Below are 17,195 nucleotides of genomic sequence, written 5' to 3' on the forward strand. Positions count from 1 at the left end.
ACCGTGACAAAACCGAAATTGGGGTGCCGTCATGAGCGTCAGCGAGCAGCCGCCGGAGACCGGAACGACCGGGGCGGCCCCCGCCTCCCTGGCGGGGCCGGCCGCCGGGATCGCCGCCGGGTACGCCTTCGACGGACCGGCACTCGAACTGGGGGCGCTGCTCTGGGACGGCGTCTGTCACCCGGAAGCGGGCATCCGGCTCCCGCTGCCGGTGCTCAACCGGCACGGTCTGGTCGCCGGGGCCACCGGCACCGGCAAGACGAAGACGCTCCAGCTGATCGCCGAGCAGCTCTCGGCGAACGGCGTGCCGGTCTTCCTCGCCGACATCAAGGGCGACGTCTCCGGCATCTCGGCGCCCGGCCAGGACGGCGCGAAGGTCCGCGAGCGCGCCGGGCAGGTCGGCCAGGAGTGGCAGGCGCGCGGCTTCCCCTGCGAGTTCTACGGGCTCGGCGGCACCGGCCCCGGCATCCCGGTCCGCGCCACGGTCACCAGCTTCGGTCCCGTCCTGCTCTCCAAGGTGCTCCAGCTCAACCAGACGCAGGAGCAGTCGCTCGGCCTGATCTTCCACTACGCCGACTCCAAGGGCCTGGAGCTGATCGACCTCAAGGACCTGCGGGCGGTGGTGGCCTTCCTGGTCTCGGACACCGGGAAGGCCGAGCTGAAGGGCATCGGCGGGCTCTCCACGGTGACGGCCGGGGTGATCCTGCGCTCGATCACGGCCTTCGAGCAGCAGGGCGCGGGGGGCTTCTTCGGGGAGCCGGAGTTCGACACGAGCGAGTTTCTGCGGACGGCGGCGGACGGGCGGGGGATCGTCTCGGTCCTTGAGCTGCCGGCCGTGCAGGACAAGCCGCAGCTGTTCTCGACCTTCCTGATGTGGATGCTGGCGGACCTCTTCAACGACCTGCCCGAGGTCGGCGATCTGGACAAGCCGAAGCTGGTCTTCTTCTTCGACGAGGCGCATCTGCTCTTCGGCGGGGCCTCGAAGGCGTTCCTGGAGTCGATCACGCAGACGGTGCGGCTGATCCGCTCGAAGGGCGTCGGGGTCTTCTTCGTGACGCAGACCCCGAAGGACGTCCCCTCGGACGTGCTCGGGCAGCTCGGCAACCGGGTGCAGCACGCGCTGCGGGCCTTCACGCCGGACGACGCGAAGGCCCTGAAGGCGACGGTGCGGACCTTCCCGAACTCGCCGTACGACCTGGAGGAGGTGCTGACCGGTCTCGGTACGGGCGAGGCGGTGATCACCGTACTGAGCGAGAAGGGCGCCCCGACCCCCGTGGCGGCGACCCGGCTGCGGGCCCCGGAGTCGCTGATGGGGCCGGTCGACGCGGCGGCGCTGGACGCGGCGGTGAAGGGTTCGCCGCTGTACGGGCGGTACGCGGAGGCGGTGGACCGGGAGTCGGCGTACGAGAAGCTGACCGCCGAGCAGCGGGCGGCGGAGGCGGCGGCGCTGGAGGCGGCGGCCGCGAAGGAGGCGGAGAAGGCGGAGAAGGCCGGGGCGAAGGCTCCCCGACAGAAGGAGGAGCCTTCGCTGGCCGAACAGGTGGTGGGCAGTGGGATCTTCACGTCCCTGGCCCGGTCGATCGGCACCCAGCTGGGCCGGGAGATCAGCCGCTCGATCTTCGGGACGGCCCGTCGGAGGCGCTGACTAGAGGGCGACCTCGTCGTGGTCGCCGTGCAGGCCGCCGCCGCTGCCCGCGTCGCCGGTGGTCGGGGTGGAGACGACCGGCTTGCGCAGGGACGAGAGGTCGTGGGCGTAGGTGCCCACGGCGTGGGCGATGACGTCGATGTTCACGTCGAAGGCCGTCATGTCGATGTTGCTGATGTCGTCGCCCTTGGCGTGGTAGTTCACGTCGTACGCGACGCCCGCCGTGCCGCCGAACTTGGCTGCCTGGGCGGCGGTCTTGATGCCCTCGGCGCCGGTGAAGGTGCCGCCGGAGGGGATGCCGACCTTGATGAACGGGCCGTAGTCGGAGCGGCCGGTGAAGTCGGTGCCCTCGTGCGGGACCCCGCTCCGGTCCATGAACTCGGTGATGTCGCGCTCCAGTTGGGCGGAACCCTCGGGGCCGGCGCCCGCGCCGACGCCGTCCGAGTTGTCGCCGTCGTACACGAACAGGCCGTAGTTCGGCGAGGCGATCATGTCGAAGTTGAGGTAGAGCTTGATCTCCTTCTTGTCGAGCGCGGTGAGGCTGTTGACGTAGTGCTCGGAGCCGAGGAGACCGACCTCCTCCGCCGACCACCAGGCGAAGCGCACCTTGTTGCTGACCTTGTCCTTCGACCGGGCGAGCTCCAGGGCGGTCTGCAGCAGACCGGCGGAGCCGGAGCCGTTGTCGTTGATGCCGGGGCCCGCGGTGACGGAGTCGAGGTGGGAGCCGAGGACCACGGTGTTGGCGGCGTTGCCGCCGCGGGTCTCCGCGATGACGTTGTGGGTGGTGCGCTTCTCCTGGAGCTGGCGGATCTCGAAGGAGAGCGAGACCGGGCCCTTGGCGAGGTCGGCGGCGAGCTGGGTGCCCTCGGCCAGGCTGATCCCGCCGGTGGGGATCGCACCGGACTCCGGGGTGCCGAGGGTGCCGGAGAGGGCGCCGTCGACGTTGTTGTAGACGACCGCGCCGACGGCGCCGGCCGCGGCGGCGTTCTGCTGCTTGATCGCGAAGGAGCAGACGCCGCGCTTGATCAGCGCGATCTTCCCGGTGAAGGTGCCGGTGGCGAAGTCGCCCGGCTCGCAGCCGGTGGAGCCGTCGGCGTCGACGGGCACGGCGGCGAGCTCGGCGGTGATGCCGCCGACCGGGGTGGACTTCGTGTACGTCATGGCCTTGATGTCGAGCGCCCGGGGCGCGGGCGCGACGACGGAGGCCTTCTCGGCGAGCGTCTGGGTGTAGATGAAGTCGAACTGCTGGTAGCGGACGTCGTATCCGGCCTTCTTGAGCTGCGTGTACACATAGGCGGCCGAGGCGTCGTGGCCGAGCGTGCCGGCCGCGCGGTTGCCGCCGGCCGAGTCGGCTATCGCCTGGAACTTCTGCAGGTGCTTGTAGGCGTCCTGGGCGGTGGTTTCGCGGACCAGCTTCTTCGCCAGCCGGGCGGCATCGCGGGCGGGCGCGGCCGCCGGGTCCTGTCCCGCGGTGGCGGGGGAGGCAAGGACCAGCGGGGTGGCGAGGGCGGCGGCGGCGAGGACGGCCGCGGCTCGGCGCTGGGATGCGTTCACAGAAGTCCTTCCCGATACGGACGAGGTTGAGGGGAAGCTAGCGATCTCGGGGGCATTCTGTGAACAGATCCGTCACGATTCCTGTCAGGTCAAACAGGAATGAAATGTGGAATTATCAATTCCCGCCCGGCTGGCTGCCTTTCGCCGCTTTCGCGGCCTTGGCAGCCGCCTTCATCTCCTGCTTGTGCGCGCGGACCTTCGCGAGCGACTCGGGACCGGTGATGTCGGCCGCCGAACGGTGGCAGTTCTCCTCGCCGTACGGTCCGGCCGCCTCCCGCCAGCCCGTGGGCCGCACCCCGTACTGCTTGCCGAGCAGGGCCAGGAAGATCTGCGCCTTCTGCTTCCCGAAGCCGGGCAGCGCCTGGAGCCGCGCGAGCAGTTCCTTCCCGGTCGCCGCGTCCGCCCAGACGGCCTCGGCGTCGCCCCCGTACTCCTCGACGAGGAACTGGCACAGCTGCTGGATCCGGTGGGCCATCGAGCCCGGGTAGCGGTGCACGGCCGGCTTCTCGGAGAGCAGCGCGGCGAACTCCTCCGGGTCCCGGGCGGCGATCTCGTGCGCGTCGAGGTCGTCGTGGCCCATGCGGGTCGCGATCGTGTACGGACCGGAGAAGGCCCACTCCATCGGGACCTGCTGGTCGAGGAGCATGCCGACGAGCGCGGCGAGCGGCGACCGGCCGAGGAGCGCGTCGGCCTCCGGCTGCTGGGCGAGATGGATCTCGGGGGCCTGGGGACTCATGGACCGATCATCACGCGCACGCGTGGCGCCCGCCCGGTGGATTCACCCCTTCGCGAACCGGTCGAGGGCCGCGAGGACGAGCTCCCGGGTCTCCTCGCCGCCCAGGTGCCCCGCCTTCTCCACCACGTGCAGCTCGGCGTCCGGCCAGACGCGGGCCAGCTCCCAGGCGGTGGTGAGCGGCCCGCCCATGTCGAGCCGGCCGTGGATCAGGACCCCGGGGATCCCGGCGAGCCGGTGCGCGTCGCGGATCAGCGCGCCCTCCTCCAGGAAGGCGCCGTGCGCGAAGTAGTGCGAGCAGATCCGCACGAAGCCCAGCCGGGTGTCGTCGACCCGGTCGGTGTACGGGGTGCCCATGCCCTCCTGCGACAGGACGGCGTCCTCCCAGGCGCACCAGTCGGCCGCGGCCTTCTCCCGTACGGCCCGGTCGGGGTGGTTCATCCGGGCGGCGTACTCCCCGACCAGGTCCGCCGAGTGGTCCACCCCCGCCCGGAAGCGCTCGTGGGCCTCGGGGAAGAAGCGGCCGACGCCCTCGTACAGCCAGGCGGTCTCGGAGCGGCGGGTGGTGGTGACGGCCGCGATCACGATCTCCGACACGCGCTCGGGGTGCGCCTCCGCGTACGCCAGGATCAGCGTGGAGCCCCAGGACCCGCCGTACAGCAGCCATGTGTCGATGCCGAGGTGCTCGCGCAGCCGCTCCATGTCGGCCACCAGGTGCGCGGTGGTGTTCACGGACATGTCGGCGGCCGGGTCGCTCGCGTGCGGGGTGGAGCGGCCGCAGCCCCGCTGGTCGAAGAGGACGACCCGGTACGCCTCCGGGTCGAAGTACCGCCGGCTGCGCGGGGAGGAGCCGGAGCCCGGCCCGCCGTGCACGACGAGCGCGGGCCTGCCGTGCGGGTTCCCTGAGACCTCCCAGTGGATGCGGTTGCCGTCGCCCACGTCGAGCAGGCCCTGGTCGTACGGTGCGGTCTCGGGATGCATCCGGCCGACGCTACCGGGCGTGCCGGTGCTACGGCGCGAGGTTTTTCCGCACCCGTACGGCCGGGTCCTCGCACCACTCCAGGAGCGAGGGCCACTCCCCGTACCCCGAGTCCGGGTTGAGGTGCTCGCCGTCCGGTACGAGGTCCAGGTCGAGGCCGAGCGGGATGCCGTAGTGCAGGTCGGCGCCCTCGGGGCAGTACGGGTCCCCGTCCCCGTACACGAGCCGCGCCTTGAGTCCCGCCTCCGTCAGGTCGAGGCCGTCGGCGAAGGCGGCGATCTCCGGGATCGAGGCGGTGACCTGCGGGGACGGCGGGGCGACCAGGAGGACCCGGTCGGCGTCCGGCCGCCGCTCCCCGGCGCGCAGCCACAGCAGCACCGAGAGGCTGTGCGCGAGGACCACGAACTCCCCCTCGGCCGGGCGCCGGCCGTGCTCCTCCAGGGCGTCGAGCCAGGCGTCGAGCTCGGGCGCGTCCGGCTCGGGCAGCTGGGGGTAGCGGACCTCGTGGCCGCGCTCGCGCAGCTCCCCGGCGAGCCAGTGCTGCCAGTGGGCGGGCGGGCGGCGGTTCTGGAAGCCGTGCAGGATCAGGTACGTGGTCATGGCGTGATCTTGCGACGGCGGGCGCCCGCCGTCCATGACCGTCCGCAGAGTGGCCCCTAGTTCCGCAGCGTCAGCAGGTCCCGTATGCCGGCCTTGAGGCGGTCGGCCGGCAGGTCCTGCTCGACCGTCAGGTGGTGCATGACGTCGGGCGAGAACGGCGCGAGCGCCAGGTGCGCGAGGAGCGTGCTGTCGCTCCCCGGCCTGAGCTGTCCGATGAGCAGGGCCATGTGCGTGTGCATCACCCGGTAGGCGCCGCTGTGGTAGCGGGCGCGGGGCGCGGCGGAGTGCGCGGCGAGCAGCAGGGCGCGCTGTGCGGCGACCCGGTCGACGAGCGCGTCGAGGAAGGCGTCGAGGCGTTCGGCGGCGGGGGCGCCGGGGCCCAGCGGGGGAGGGCCGCTCATGTACGCCTCCTGGAAGCGGCGCTCGCGCTCGTCGAGGAGCGCCCACAGGAGCTGGGAGACGTCGCCGAAGCGGCGGTAGACGGTGCCGACGCCTATGCCGCTGGCGTGGGCGACCTGGTTCATGGTGACGGCGTCGGGGCCTTCCTCGGCGACGATCCGGGCGGCCGCGTCGAGGATCCGGCGCCGGTTGCGGGCCGCGTCGGCGCGCTCGGGGGCGGGGGCGTCGACGGTGGGGAGCAGGCTGAGTACCGGCACTGCCGCCCTGTCTCCGGACCGGTCTCCGGGCTGGGGGTTCTCCGTGCTCATCTGCCGACTCCTGTTCGCTGAGCCCCGTTCCCCCGTCGGTCGCTTTCTGATGCGAGCATACCTGTTGCCCTTGCGAAGCGGATAGCAATCCGCTTAACCTCGGACCAGGAACCGGAAAGCAATCCGCTTCGCTCGTCGAGTTCGGCTGAGGAGAGTCCACCATGTCCGTCAAGGTCGCCGTCATCTACTACTCGGCCACGGGATCCGTGCATCAGCTCGCCCAGGCCGTCGCCGAGGGCGCCGAGAAGGCCGGCGCCGAGGTCCGGCTCCGCCGGGTGACCGAGCTGGCCCCCGACGCCGCCATCGACGCGAACCCGGCCTGGCGCGCCCATGTGGACGCCACCGGTGACGTGGAGGTCGCCACGCTCGACGACCTGGAGTGGGCGGACGCGTACGCCCTCGGCTCGCCGACCCGCTTCGGCAACGTGGCCGCGCAGCTCAAGCAGTACGTCGACACGACGGGCGGGCTCTGGCAGCGGGGCGTCATGGCGGACAAGCCCGCCACCGCCTTCACCAGCGCGCACAACGTCCACGGCGGCAATGAGTCGACGCTGCTCGCGCTCTACAACACCTTCCACCACTGGGGCTCGGTCATCGTCTCCCCCGGCTTCACGGACCCGGCGGTCTACGCGGCCGGCGGCAACCCGTACGGCACCGCGCACCCGGGTGCCAACGGCGCCCCCGGCGAGGAGGTCCTCCAGGCCGCCCGCTACCAGGGCGCGCGCCTGACGCGCATCGCGAAGCGGCTGAAGGGCCTGGCGGAGGACTGACGTCCTGAGCGTCTGCCGACACAGAAGTGCCCCCGGGGAACCGTCCCCGGGGGCACTGTCGCCTTCTCCCGCTCTGCTAGGCGAGGGAGAGGAAGAGCTTCTCCAGCCGGGCGCGCATCGCCTCGGGGTCCTCGCCGTTCTTGCGGCCGCCCTCGATGTCGGTCAGGCACTGCTGGAGCCCGGTCGCGATGATCGCGAACCCGGCCCGGTCGAGGGCGCGGGAGGCGGCGGCGAGCTGGGTCACGACCTCCTCGCAGTCGCGCCCCTCCTCGATCATCCGGATCACGCCGGAGATCTGGCCCTGGGCCCGGCGCAGCCGGTTCAGGACCGCCTTGAGCTCGGCGCCCGCGAGATCGAGTTCCACTGTCACTCCTCCACAGATACCCCAGGGGGTAATTTTACTCCCCGGCGAGGGGTTCCGTCGAAGTCCAAGGATGACACCTGTCAGGGCGTGTAACGGCGGAGGAACATCTCCACCCCGTCGACGACGAGCCGCTCGCTCAGCTCCTCGGTGAGCTCCGTCCCGTACTGCTCGAACACCATCTGCGGGAAGACGAGCAGCGAGTACAGCTGGAGGACCGCGACCTCCAGGTCGGGGATCGTGAGCCGGCCCCGGTCGGCGAGGGTGCGCAGGGCGTCCGCGACGGCGGGGTGGTGGCCGGCCGGTCCGTGGGCGTGCCAGGCGCGGCCGAGCTCGGGGAAGCGGTGGAGCTCGGTGGCGACGAGGGTGCGCAGGGCGCGGCCCTCCTCGTCGGCGCGTACGGCCCGCGCCCAGGCGCGGCCGGCCTCGGTGAGGGCGGCGCGCAGGTCCTCGGCGTCGGCGAGCCGGGAGAGGTCGGGCCCTTCGGTGTCCCCGAGGGGTTCGTCGAGGGCGCCGGCGACGACGGCGGTGAAGAGGGCTTCCTTGCTGCCGAAGTGGTTGTAGACGGTCACCTTGGAGACGCCCGCCTCGGCGGCGATGGCGTCCATGCCGACGCCGAAGCCCTCGCGGAGGAAGAGGTCGCGGGCGGCCCGTACGACGGCCTGCCGCTTGCGGGCGGCGCGGGCGCCGGAGGGCGCGGGCTTGGAATCCATGCGGGGGAGCCTACCAACCCAACTGTACCGTTGAGTTCAACTGTACTGTGCCGTACAGTTCAGTTATGTCGACCGACCTCGCCCCTGCCGACGTCCACGCACGCCGCTGGACGGCCCTCGCGCTGATCTGCGCGGCCCAGTTCATGCTGATCCTGGACGTCACCGTCGTGAACGTCGCCCTGCCCGCCGTCGCCGCCGATCTGGACCTCGGGCGTACGGCTCTGACCTGGGTGGTCACCGCGTACACCCTCTGCTTCGGCGGCCTGATGCTCCTCGGCGGACGGCTGGCGGACGCCCTCGGCGCCCGCCGGACCCTCCTCGCGGGCCTGGCCCTCTTCACCGCGGCCTCCCTGGTCTGCGGCCTGGCCCCGAACGCCACCGTCCTGATCTCCGGCCGCATCGCGCAGGGCACAGGAGCCGCCCTCCTCTCCCCGGCGGCCCTGGCCCTCGTCACGACCACCTTCCACGGCCCGGAACGGGCCAGGGCCCTCGGCGTCTGGGCGGCCGTGGGCGGCACCGGCTCCGCCGTGGGCGTCCTCCTGGGCGGCGCCCTCACGGCGGGCCCGGGCTGGCCGTGGATCTTCTACGTGAACGTCCCGACGGGCCTGGCCCTCCTGGCGACCCTCCCGAAACTCCTGCGGAAGGACACGCCCACCGAAGGGGCGGTGCACCTGGACGTCCCAGGAGCCCTCCTGGTCACCACGGCCACCGGCGCACTCGTCTACGGCCTGGTCCGGGCGGGCGACGACGGCTGGACGGCGCCCGGGACGCTACTGCCCCTCCTGGCAGCGGTCGCCCTTTACCGGCTGTTCGCGGCGACGGAGCGACGAACCCGCACGCCCCTCATAGACCTCCGCATGCTGACCCGACGCCCGGTCGTCGCGGGCTCCGTCCTCATGCTGGTCGCGACGGCGCTCCTGATCTCGTTCTTCTTCCTGGGCTCGATGCGGCTCCAGCGGGTCCACGGCCTGGACGCCTTCCGCACCGGCCTCCTCTTCCTCCCGGTCGCGCTCACCACGGCGATCGGCGCCCACCTCGGCTCCCGCCTGGTCACGACGGCCGGCCCGCGCGCCTGCGCGGCCGGCGGCATGGCCCTGGCGGCGGCGGGCTGCCTGCCGCTCGCCTTCCTGACCCCGACCACCGACCCCTGGACGACCCTCCTGCCGTCCCTGGCGACGGCCGCCCTCGGCCTGGGCGCGGTCTTCGTCACGGCGACCACGACGGCCCTCGGCCTGATCCCCACCCACGAAGCCGGCCTCGCCTCGGGCATCGTCAACACCTTCCACGAGGTCGGCGGCACCATCGGCGTGGCCGCGACCTCCACCCTCGCCCTGGGCCCGACGGGCTTCACCACCACCTTCACCGCCTGCACCCTCACGGCCACCGCGGCAGCCCTGACGACCCCCCTCCTCATCCCCCGCGGCAGACCCCGCCTCTCGGGCGGGGCCCACGGGGTGCACTGAGGACGACCGGGCTCACTCGCTCCCGGAAGGAGCGGCGGCGGACCGTGCCCGCGGCGCCCGCCGCTGCTCGAACTGGCCGAGATGCGTGACCACCGAGCCGTAGAAGCGGTCGACCGCCTCGTCGATGCTGCGGATGAAGCCCGACTCCGTACTGCCCCGGCTGTTCCCCATGCCCTTGAAGAGCGACAGCCGGAAGCCCGTGATGACCGCACCGTCCCTGCTGTCCTTGGGCAGCAGATCACCCGGCTCGGGCCGCAGCCGCTCCAGCGTCCCCCGGGGCCCGCTCCGGCCCTCCAGGAGCGTTTCCACATGCAGGTCGGCGGGGGCGTCCTCCAGGACCCGCAGGAGCCGCTTCGCGACCGAGAGCGGGTAGGCGCCCTCCGGGGCGGGCACGTCGATGGACGTACGGATCTTCCCGGTGCGGAGGTCCGCGGTGAGGGACAGGATGCTCTGCGCGCCGTCGACCCGCAGCTCCGCGGAGAGCTTCCCCTCCTCGCAGAGCCGGTCGGCCAGCTCCGTACGCCGGGACTTGGGGTCGGTGCCGCGCCTGGCCCGCTGCACCGGCAGGGTCTTCTGCCCGAGCTCGCCGCCCAGCCGCAGACAGACCTGACGGATCAGCCGCTCCCAGCTCTCCACGACCTCCACCGCGCGGGGGTCGCCCTGGCACAGGGTCTCGGCGTCGATCCCGTTGCGTACGGGCACCCAGGACGGACCCATGTTCTGGAAGCCGTGACAGCCGGAGTTCTCGTGCTGGAGGTAGTGGAGCAGCTCCTGGAGGAGCCAGGCGTGGGCGGCGTTGCCCACGCCTTCGTGCCGGATCAGCATCTGGGCCTGGTGGGCCACTTCGGCCCACGAGAGGTGCCAGAGCGAGACCTTGTGCTTGCGCCGGCCGTCCGTCTTGACCTCGACGAGCGGACTGCCCTCCAGGGCCACGTCGTTGGACAGGGTGATGACGGCCTCGTACCCGCGACGGGCCGCGATGTCCATGTAGTTCTGGACCTGCTCCGACTTCAGCGGATTGCCGTTGGTCTTGGTCTCGACGAGCGCCGTCCAGAGCTTCCCGGCCCGCTCCGTCCGGATGACACCGTCAGGGCGCTTCGGGCTGTCCCCGTGAGGGAGCGACACCTCGGTGAAGGTCTGCATCCGGCCCGCGGGCGCCCCGAAACCGGCGGTGAGGCGCCGGCCGAACTCCGGGACCTCCGCCATCACCGAGAGCAGCACCGAGGTCGCGCGCACCTCGCGCTCACGGTCGCTCTTGTACGAGGGGACGGGGAAGAGCCGCGCGGGCTTCCAGCTGTCGTTCTCGGCCAGGGACTTCTTCGCGGCCTTGGGGAGCGTGACCTTCTTCTTGGCGGTCCGCGCACCACGTCGCCGGGCGGGTGCGGGCGTCGCACCGGCCGCGGAGGAGGCGGGGGCGGCGGACTCGGGTCCGGACTGCGCGGGGATGAGGGCGGGGCCGGCGGCCTGCGGACCGGGTGCCGCGGCGGGGTCCGCGGAGGGGACGGCGGCGGCGGGTTCTCCCTGTCCTGCCCCGGTCTCGCCCTCTTCCCCGGTCTCCCCTTCCTCGGTCTCGTCCCCTTCGTCGACGGTGATGCCGAAGTCGGTGGCGAGTCCGGCGAGTCCGGTCTCGTACCCCTGTCCGACGGCACGGAACTTCCACTCGTCGTTCCGCCGGTAGAGCTCACCGAAGATGAACGCCGTCTCGATCGTGGCGTCCTCGATGGAGAAGCCGAGCAGCGCCTCGCCCGAACGGTCGGAGACCGTCATGCGCAGGTCGTCCAGATCGCCGAAGCAGCCGCCGTACTGGCTCGCCGCCACCACGATCGTGGTGACGTCCTCGGGGATCGCCGTGAGGTCCAGGCTGATCCGGTCCTCGCTGCCGTTCTCCGTCGGGACCTTGCCGAGCAGCTGCACGCTGCCGTCCTCGGCGGCGGGGTGGTTGTAGAAGTAGAAGTCGGTGTCCCCGCGTACCTTGCCACTGCCGTCGACGAGCAGCACCGAGACGTCCGCGTCACCGTCTCCCGTCGCGCTGCTCCAGCTCAGACCGACGACGACCGCGCCGGTGTCTTCGCTGAGGGTGGCCAGCCCGATGTTGGCTCCCTTGGACATCTCGTGCATGTGTCCCCCCGGACCCTCGCGATGTGTTGTGCGCCCCGGGGGAACCGTAGCGTCCGCAACGAAAGGTCGGGGAGGAACTGTGAAAGTCGGACGAACATGGGGGGCTGGGGGCTGGGCGTGTCGGGAGCGGCTTCGTGCGCGTGCGGCCGGGAGAAGCCCCGAGCGGCCTCGTGCGGCGTGTTCGGGGCTTCGCGTCCGGCCGGGACTCAGTCCTGGCTCGGGCCCGTCTCGTCGATCGGGCGGATGACCACCGGGTAGTCCGGGGAGCCGGGCGGGACCGGGCAGCGGGCGACCTGGGCGGCGATCTCCGTGACGCGGGCCAGGGAGTCGCAGTCGAGGACCCAGTAGCCGGCGAGGACCTCCTTGGTCTCGGCGTACGGGCCGTCCGTGACGACCGGCTCGCCCTGGGCGTCCACCGTGACGAAGCGGGTCGTGGACGGGGCGGCGAGGCCCTGGGCGTCTACCATCTCGCCGCGCGCGGAGACGTCCGCGTTGATCGCGTTCATGTGGTCGAACATGGCCTGGAGCTGCGTCTTGTCCCACGCGGGGTACCGCGCCGAGCCGCGGCCCGTCATCGCCTCGTAGTCGGCCTGCGCTCCCTGGACCATCACCAGGTACTTCATGACGTCCTCCTCGTCGATCTCTGCGATTACTGCCTCTCGCAGCAGAGTCGGAGCCGGGCCGCCGTTCTCGACACCGCGCGGACGGAAACCGGGAAAGCCGGAGAAATCACTCGACCGCCCCATGGCGCCGGTCAAGATCTGCGATGTGAACGCACTCACCTTCTCCGCCGCCTTCATCGCCTTCTTCTCCGTCGTCGGACCCCCGAAGGTGCTCCTCGCCTTCGCCGGCCTCGCCCAGGTCCACGACGTCCGCCAGCTGCGGCTCATCGCGCTCATCTCCTCCGGCGCGGCCGTCCTCGTCGGGCTCGTCACCGGCATCACCGCGCCCTGGCTGCTCGACCTCTTCCACATCAGCACACCCGCCCTCCAGCTCGCGGGCGGCGTCATCTTCTTCATCTACGCCGTCGGCCTCGTCCTCGGCCTCCACCTCGGCTCCGACGGCACCCACCAGGACTCCCCCGACCTGGTCAGCGGGGTGCGCGAACTGCTCATGCCGTACGTCGTGAGCCCGCTCGCCATGACCGCCGTCCTCATCGAGGCCGCCGCCCGCGACTCCGTCAGCTGGCGCTCGACGGTCGTCGGCGCGTACGTGTCCGTCATCGCCCTCGACCTCGTCTGCGTCCTGCTCCTCACCCGGATCCTGCGCCGCACCCACCACGCCACGATCGAGCTCCTCGGCCGCCTGCTCGGCCTGCTGCTCGCCGCCGTCGGCGTCGACCTGGTCCTCGACGGGCTCTACGACCTGGGAGTGCCCGGCCTGGGCACCCGCCATTAGACGACCCGGTCAGGAGCCGCTCAGCTCCCGCTCCAGCGGCGTCCGGAAGCGGGGCGTCACCCGTACGTCCCCCAGCCACCCCGCGAGCCGCTCCTCCTCGGCCCCGATCGCCCGCTCCGCCTCCGCGCCCACGTCGGCCAGGAGCCGGCGGGCGAGGGAGCCGTCCGGGCGCTGCGCCCAGCCGCCGACGATCCGGCCGTTCCACCACACCGTCGGCCCGACGTTCCCGCTGCGGTCGTACAGCGCCGCCCGGTACTCCGGGTCCAGGTACCAATCACGCCCCCGCCACCCCATCGCCGTCGGGTCGAGCGCGGGCAGCAGCGCCGCCCACGGTTCCGGCTCCGGTACGGGCCCGAGGTCCTCCGGCAGCACGAAGGCCGCCCCCTCCGCGACCGTCACCCGCACCGCCCCCACCGCCGCGAGCGCCTTGCGGACGTCCGTGACCTTCCACCCCGTCCACCACGTCAGGTCCGCCTCGGTCGCCGGCCCGCACGCCCCGAGCCACCGCCCGAGCAGCTCGGCCCGCGCCTCCGCCGGATCCTGTACGGGACGGGCCTCGGCGGTCGCCCACCGGAAGCGGCTCGACGTCCACGAACCCTGCGGCCGGCCCCGTACGATCCGGCCCTCCATGCCCAGCACCCGCAGCACCCGGCTCGCCACGGACTGGACCCCCTCCTGACGGGTCCCCGGCCCGTACACGTACGTCGACCTCAACCTCGGTACGGCCTCGCCGAGTTCGGCCCCCGTCGCCTCGCCCCGCGCGCCCAGCTCGGCGAGGACGAGCCGCTCGGTCTCCGCCAGCCAGTCCCCGTCGAAGGCGCTGCCGGCCGCCAAGTGCTTGAGGAGCGTGGTCCGTTCGCGGACCGCGGCCGCTTCGGTCGTCGAGGCCTGGACGGCGGTGGCGAGGGAGGACGGGAAGACGAAGACCGTGTGCCGCATCCCGTGCATACGGACCAGGGACCCGTCCTCGTACAGCGCCCGCTCCACCGCCGCCACCGGCTCGACGCCCTTCGCCGACCGCGCCGCCACCGCGAGGAACACGCTCGCCGGATCCGTCGCGTGCAGCGCCACCAGCGCGCCCCCGACCTCCGCCGCGGACCCCGCCCGCGCGCCCCCGGCCAGCCGGTGCCGTACCCCGAGCCGGGCCCGCCGCTCGGCCGCGTCGATGAACCTCGTGTCTCCCATGGGCCCCATGATGAGTCAGGCCCCCAGGAACTCCGTCACCGTCTTCACGAACTCGTCCTCCTTCTCGAAGAACATGACGTGCCCGGCGTCGATCTCGGCGTACGTGCTGCGGGCGATCGCCGCGTGCAGCTCCCGGCTGTTCTCCACCGGGACGGTCGCGTCCTGCGTGCCGCCGATGACCAGCGTCTCCGCCGTGATCCGGGGCAGCAGCCCGCGGATGTCGACCCCGAGGTCGAGCGCCACGTGCCGCAGGGTGCCCGGGGTGGGCGGCATGTTCGGGATGAGCGCCTCGACGCCCTCGCGGCCGATCCCGTTGAGGAAGTCGCGGCTGAACCCGGTCATCGTCACGCTCCGCCCGAACCCCGCCGGGTCGTACGCGCCGAGCCGCTGCCACAGCGTGAACAGGTTCCGCAGGTACTCGTCGCCGTCGGTGTACGCCCACCCCGCCACGAGCACGAGGCGCTCGACCAGGTCCGGACGGAGGGCGGCGACGGCCGCCGACACCGGGGCCCCCATCGAGAACCCGAGCAGATCGACCGGGCCGGTGCCCGCGTCCTCGATGACCGCGACGATCTGCGCGGCGAGCGTCTCGACGGTCAGCGGGCCGCCGTCGTCGACGGTCCGGTCGGCGCCGGACAGGTCCAGGGTGATCACCCGGCGGCCGGCCGTGAAACGGGGCGCGGTCCGGCCCCAGTTGATGACGGCGCCCCCCGAGCCGGTGCCATGGACGAGGAGGAGGGCGGGGCCGGCGCCCGAACCCTCGATGTCGTAGTGGACGCGGGCGGTGCCGACGGTGACGGTGGCCATGATCTGTGCTCCCGGTGGTGAACCTGCTGGGGCGGCCCCTCCGGCGGAGGCGGTCGCTGCCTGACACCGAGGACTCTGCCGACCACCGAAAGCCGACGGGAGAGCCCTTCCGACCCTGGGACCGGGAGTCCCTGGATACGGCCCCGCCCCGTCCCCCGGGGCGGCGCGACCCGGGGACCGCCGGTCCCTGGATACGGCCGCCCGCACACGGCACCATGATCCGGCATGACGATCGACCGCCGTGAACTCGCCGACTTCCTGCGCCGTTCCCGCGAGCGGGTCCGCCCGCAGGACGCGGGCCTCCCGGCCGGGCCCCGCCGCCGCACCCCCGGACTGCGCCGCGAGGAGGTCGCCCAGCTCGCGGGCATGTCGGCCGACTACTACATCCGCCTGGAGCAGGCCCGCGGCCCGCAGCCCTCGCCGCAGATGCTCGCCGCGCTGGCCCGCGCGCTGCGCCTCGACACCGACGAGCGCGACCACCTCCACCTCCTCGCCGGCCACCGCCCGCCGGCCGGCGCCACGACCGGCGACCATGTCGCACCGGGCCTGCTGCACCTGCTAGACCAGCTGGACACGACCCCCGCGCAGGTCCTGAGCGACCTCGGGGACGTCCTCGCGCAGAACGCGATGGCCCAGTCCCTGCTGGGCGGGGTGTGCACGGTGTCGGAGCACGGACGGAACGTGGTCTGGCGCTGGTTCGCCGACCCGGCGGCCCGTACGGCGTACCCGGCCGAGGAGCACGCGTACTACAGCCGCCTCCACGTCGCCGACCTGCGCGCGGCCGTCGGCCGGCGCTCCGGCGACCCGGCCGCCACCCGGCTCGTGGAGCGGCTGCGCGGGGCGAGCGAGGAGTTCACGGAGCTGTGGGAACGGCACGAGGTGGCGGTCCGCCGGCACAGCCGGATGCGGGTCGCGCATCCGTTGATCGGCGCGGTCGACCTGGACTGCCAGGTGCTGCTCGCCCCGGAGGGCGAACAGCGCCTCGTCCTCTTCACCCCGCCGCCGGGCACGGACGCGGGGGAGCGCCTGGCACTGCTCCGGGTGGTGGGCACGGAACAGTTCACGCCCAGCTCCTAGGCCGTAGAAGCCTCGCGGCTCACCCGGCGGCCCGCTCGCCCAACGGCCGCCGCCGCAGGGTCGGATCGGTCAGGTAGGGCGGCCGCCAGGCGCCGTCCGGCTGGTAGAGGTTGGTCCCGGGCGGCACGATCGCGTCGATCCGGTCGAGGGTCTCGTCGGTGAGGACGACCGTCGAGCCCTTGAGCAGCCCTTCCAGCTGCTCCATCGTCCGGGGGCCGAGGATCACGGACGTCACGGCCGGGTGCGCGGCGGCGAAGGCGATCGCCAGCTCGGGCAGGGAGCATCCGATGGACTCGGCGACCTCGACGAGGGCCTCGACGGCGTCGAGCTTGGCGGCGTTCACGGGCAGGGAGGGGTCGAAGCGGTGCGGGGTGAGCGCGGGCCGCCCGCTGGTGAGGTCGATCGGCCGGCCCTTGCGGTACTTGCCGGTGAGGAAGCCGGAGGCGAGCGGGCTCCAGGTCAGTACGCCCATCCCGTACTTCTGGGCGGTGGGCAGCACGGAGGCCTCGACGCCCCGCGCGAGCAGCGAGTAGGGCGGCTGCTCGGACCGGAACCGGCGCAGCCCGCGCCGCTCGGCGACGGCGTGGGCCTCGACGATCTCCTCGGCGGGGAAGGTGGAGCAGCCGAAGGCCCGGATCTTCCCCTGGCCGACGAGATCACCGAGAACATCGAGGGTCTCCTCGACATCGGTCCGGGGATCGGGCCGATGGACCTGATAGAGGTCGATCCACTCCGTCCCGAGCCGCTTGAGGCTGTTCTCGACGGCGAGCGTGATCCAACGCCGGGAGGAACCGCCCTTGTTGGGTCCCTCGCCGCCCATCGGGAAGTACACCTTGGTGGCGAGGACGGTCGCCTCACGGCGCCGGGGGTCGCGCAGCGCCTTGCCGACGATCTCCTCGGACTCGCCGGCCGAGTACATGTCGGCCGTGTCGACGAAGTTGATGCCCTGGTCGAGGGCTGCATGGATGATCCGTACGGACTCCTGGTGGTCCGGATTGCCGACCGCCCCGAACATCATGGTGCCGAGGCAGTAGGTGCTGACGTCGATCCCGGTCCCGCCGAGTACCCGATAGCGCATGCGCGCA

General features: G+C 72.4%; 17 protein-coding genes. 5 read left to right on the top strand and 12 right to left on the bottom strand.

Annotated elements, in window-relative coordinates:
- The first annotated feature begins 31 nt into the window (after window positions 1-31).
- Window positions 32-1,645, top strand: a complete 1,614-nt coding sequence (locus AB5J54_RS20980; RefSeq protein WP_369145440.1) for a helicase HerA-like domain-containing protein — start codon at window positions 32-34, stop codon at window positions 1,643-1,645.
- On the opposite strand, the gene AB5J54_RS20985 is transcribed toward AB5J54_RS20980, so the two are convergent.
- From AB5J54_RS20985 to AB5J54_RS21005, 5 genes are all read right to left on the bottom strand, one after another.
- Window positions 1,646-3,199 (bottom strand): M28 family metallopeptidase, encoded by a 1,554-nt coding sequence (locus AB5J54_RS20985; protein WP_369145441.1) that lies wholly within the window; start codon window positions 3,197-3,199, stop codon window positions 1,646-1,648.
- A 115-nt stretch (window positions 3,200-3,314) separates the two neighbouring features.
- A complete protein-coding gene (locus AB5J54_RS20990) occupies window positions 3,315-3,935 on the bottom strand; it encodes an HhH-GPD-type base excision DNA repair protein (RefSeq protein ID WP_369145442.1) in 621 nt (206 codons plus the stop codon).
- Window positions 3,936-3,977: 42 nt separating this feature from the next.
- Window positions 3,978-4,913 carry a prolyl aminopeptidase gene (gene pip / locus AB5J54_RS20995; protein WP_369145443.1) on the bottom strand — a complete coding sequence of 312 codons (936 nt, stop codon included), beginning with the start codon at window positions 4,911-4,913 and terminating at the stop codon, window positions 3,978-3,980.
- Between the two features lie 28 nt (window positions 4,914-4,941).
- Complete coding sequence (locus AB5J54_RS21000) at window positions 4,942-5,511, bottom strand: RBBP9/YdeN family alpha/beta hydrolase (protein WP_369145444.1); 570 nt, start codon at window positions 5,509-5,511, stop codon at window positions 4,942-4,944.
- Window positions 5,512-5,567: 56 nt separating this feature from the next.
- Window positions 5,568-6,218: a TetR/AcrR family transcriptional regulator gene (locus AB5J54_RS21005; RefSeq protein WP_369145445.1), complete on the bottom strand. Its 651-nt coding sequence runs from the start codon at window positions 6,216-6,218 to the stop codon at window positions 5,568-5,570.
- A 161-nt stretch (window positions 6,219-6,379) separates the two neighbouring features.
- On the opposite strand from AB5J54_RS21005, the gene wrbA reads away from it, so the two are divergent.
- Window positions 6,380-6,988: an NAD(P)H:quinone oxidoreductase gene (wrbA, locus tag AB5J54_RS21010; RefSeq protein ID WP_369145446.1), complete on the top strand. Its 609-nt coding sequence runs from the start codon at window positions 6,380-6,382 to the stop codon at window positions 6,986-6,988.
- 76 nt (window positions 6,989-7,064) lie between these two features.
- On the opposite strand, the gene AB5J54_RS21015 is transcribed toward wrbA, so the two are convergent.
- A complete protein-coding gene (locus tag AB5J54_RS21015) occupies window positions 7,065-7,352 on the bottom strand; it encodes a metal-sensitive transcriptional regulator (RefSeq protein ID WP_030685455.1) in 288 nt (95 codons plus the stop codon).
- 80 nt (window positions 7,353-7,432) lie between these two features.
- Window positions 7,433-8,062, bottom strand: a complete 630-nt coding sequence (locus AB5J54_RS21020; protein WP_369145447.1) for a TetR/AcrR family transcriptional regulator — start codon at window positions 8,060-8,062, stop codon at window positions 7,433-7,435.
- A gap of 65 nt (window positions 8,063-8,127) precedes the next feature.
- On the opposite strand from AB5J54_RS21020, the gene AB5J54_RS21025 reads away from it, so the two are divergent.
- Window positions 8,128-9,525, top strand: coding sequence for a DHA2 family efflux MFS transporter permease subunit (locus AB5J54_RS21025; protein WP_369145448.1), 1,398 nt, complete (start codon window positions 8,128-8,130; stop codon window positions 9,523-9,525).
- A gap of 12 nt (window positions 9,526-9,537) precedes the next feature.
- On the opposite strand, the gene AB5J54_RS21030 is transcribed toward AB5J54_RS21025, so the two are convergent.
- Both AB5J54_RS21030 and AB5J54_RS21035 read right to left on the bottom strand, forming a co-directional pair.
- A complete protein-coding gene (locus AB5J54_RS21030; RefSeq protein ID WP_369145449.1) occupies window positions 9,538-11,643 on the bottom strand; it encodes a TerD family protein in 2,106 nt (701 codons plus the stop codon).
- 206 nt (window positions 11,644-11,849) lie between these two features.
- Window positions 11,850-12,266, bottom strand: a complete 417-nt coding sequence (locus tag AB5J54_RS21035; protein WP_369145450.1) for a YciI family protein — start codon at window positions 12,264-12,266, stop codon at window positions 11,850-11,852.
- 145 nt (window positions 12,267-12,411) lie between these two features.
- On the opposite strand from AB5J54_RS21035, the gene AB5J54_RS21040 reads away from it, so the two are divergent.
- A complete protein-coding gene (locus tag AB5J54_RS21040) occupies window positions 12,412-13,041 on the top strand; it encodes a MarC family protein (RefSeq protein ID WP_369145451.1) in 630 nt (209 codons plus the stop codon).
- Window positions 13,042-13,050: 9 nt separating this feature from the next.
- Here the strand turns inward: AB5J54_RS21040 and AB5J54_RS21045 are convergent, their stop codons facing one another.
- Together AB5J54_RS21045 and AB5J54_RS21050 are read right to left on the bottom strand one after the other, a co-directional pair.
- Window positions 13,051-14,226: a winged helix DNA-binding domain-containing protein gene (locus tag AB5J54_RS21045; protein WP_369145452.1), complete on the bottom strand. Its 1,176-nt coding sequence runs from the start codon at window positions 14,224-14,226 to the stop codon at window positions 13,051-13,053.
- 15 nt (window positions 14,227-14,241) lie between these two features.
- Window positions 14,242-15,033: an alpha/beta fold hydrolase gene (locus AB5J54_RS21050; RefSeq protein WP_369145453.1), complete on the bottom strand. Its 792-nt coding sequence runs from the start codon at window positions 15,031-15,033 to the stop codon at window positions 14,242-14,244.
- Window positions 15,034-15,258: 225 nt separating this feature from the next.
- Between AB5J54_RS21050 and AB5J54_RS21055 the strand changes: the two genes are divergently transcribed.
- Complete coding sequence (locus tag AB5J54_RS21055; protein ID WP_369145454.1) at window positions 15,259-16,110, top strand: helix-turn-helix transcriptional regulator; 852 nt, start codon at window positions 15,259-15,261, stop codon at window positions 16,108-16,110.
- A 19-nt stretch (window positions 16,111-16,129) separates the two neighbouring features.
- On the opposite strand, the gene AB5J54_RS21060 is transcribed toward AB5J54_RS21055, so the two are convergent.
- Window positions 16,130-17,188, bottom strand: coding sequence for an aldo/keto reductase (locus tag AB5J54_RS21060; RefSeq protein WP_369145455.1), 1,059 nt, complete (start codon window positions 17,186-17,188; stop codon window positions 16,130-16,132).
- Window positions 17,189-17,195 lie beyond the last annotated feature (7 nt).

The organism is Streptomyces sp. R44 (assembly GCF_041053105.1).
GTDB lineage: Bacteria > Actinomycetota > Actinomycetes > Streptomycetales > Streptomycetaceae > Streptomyces.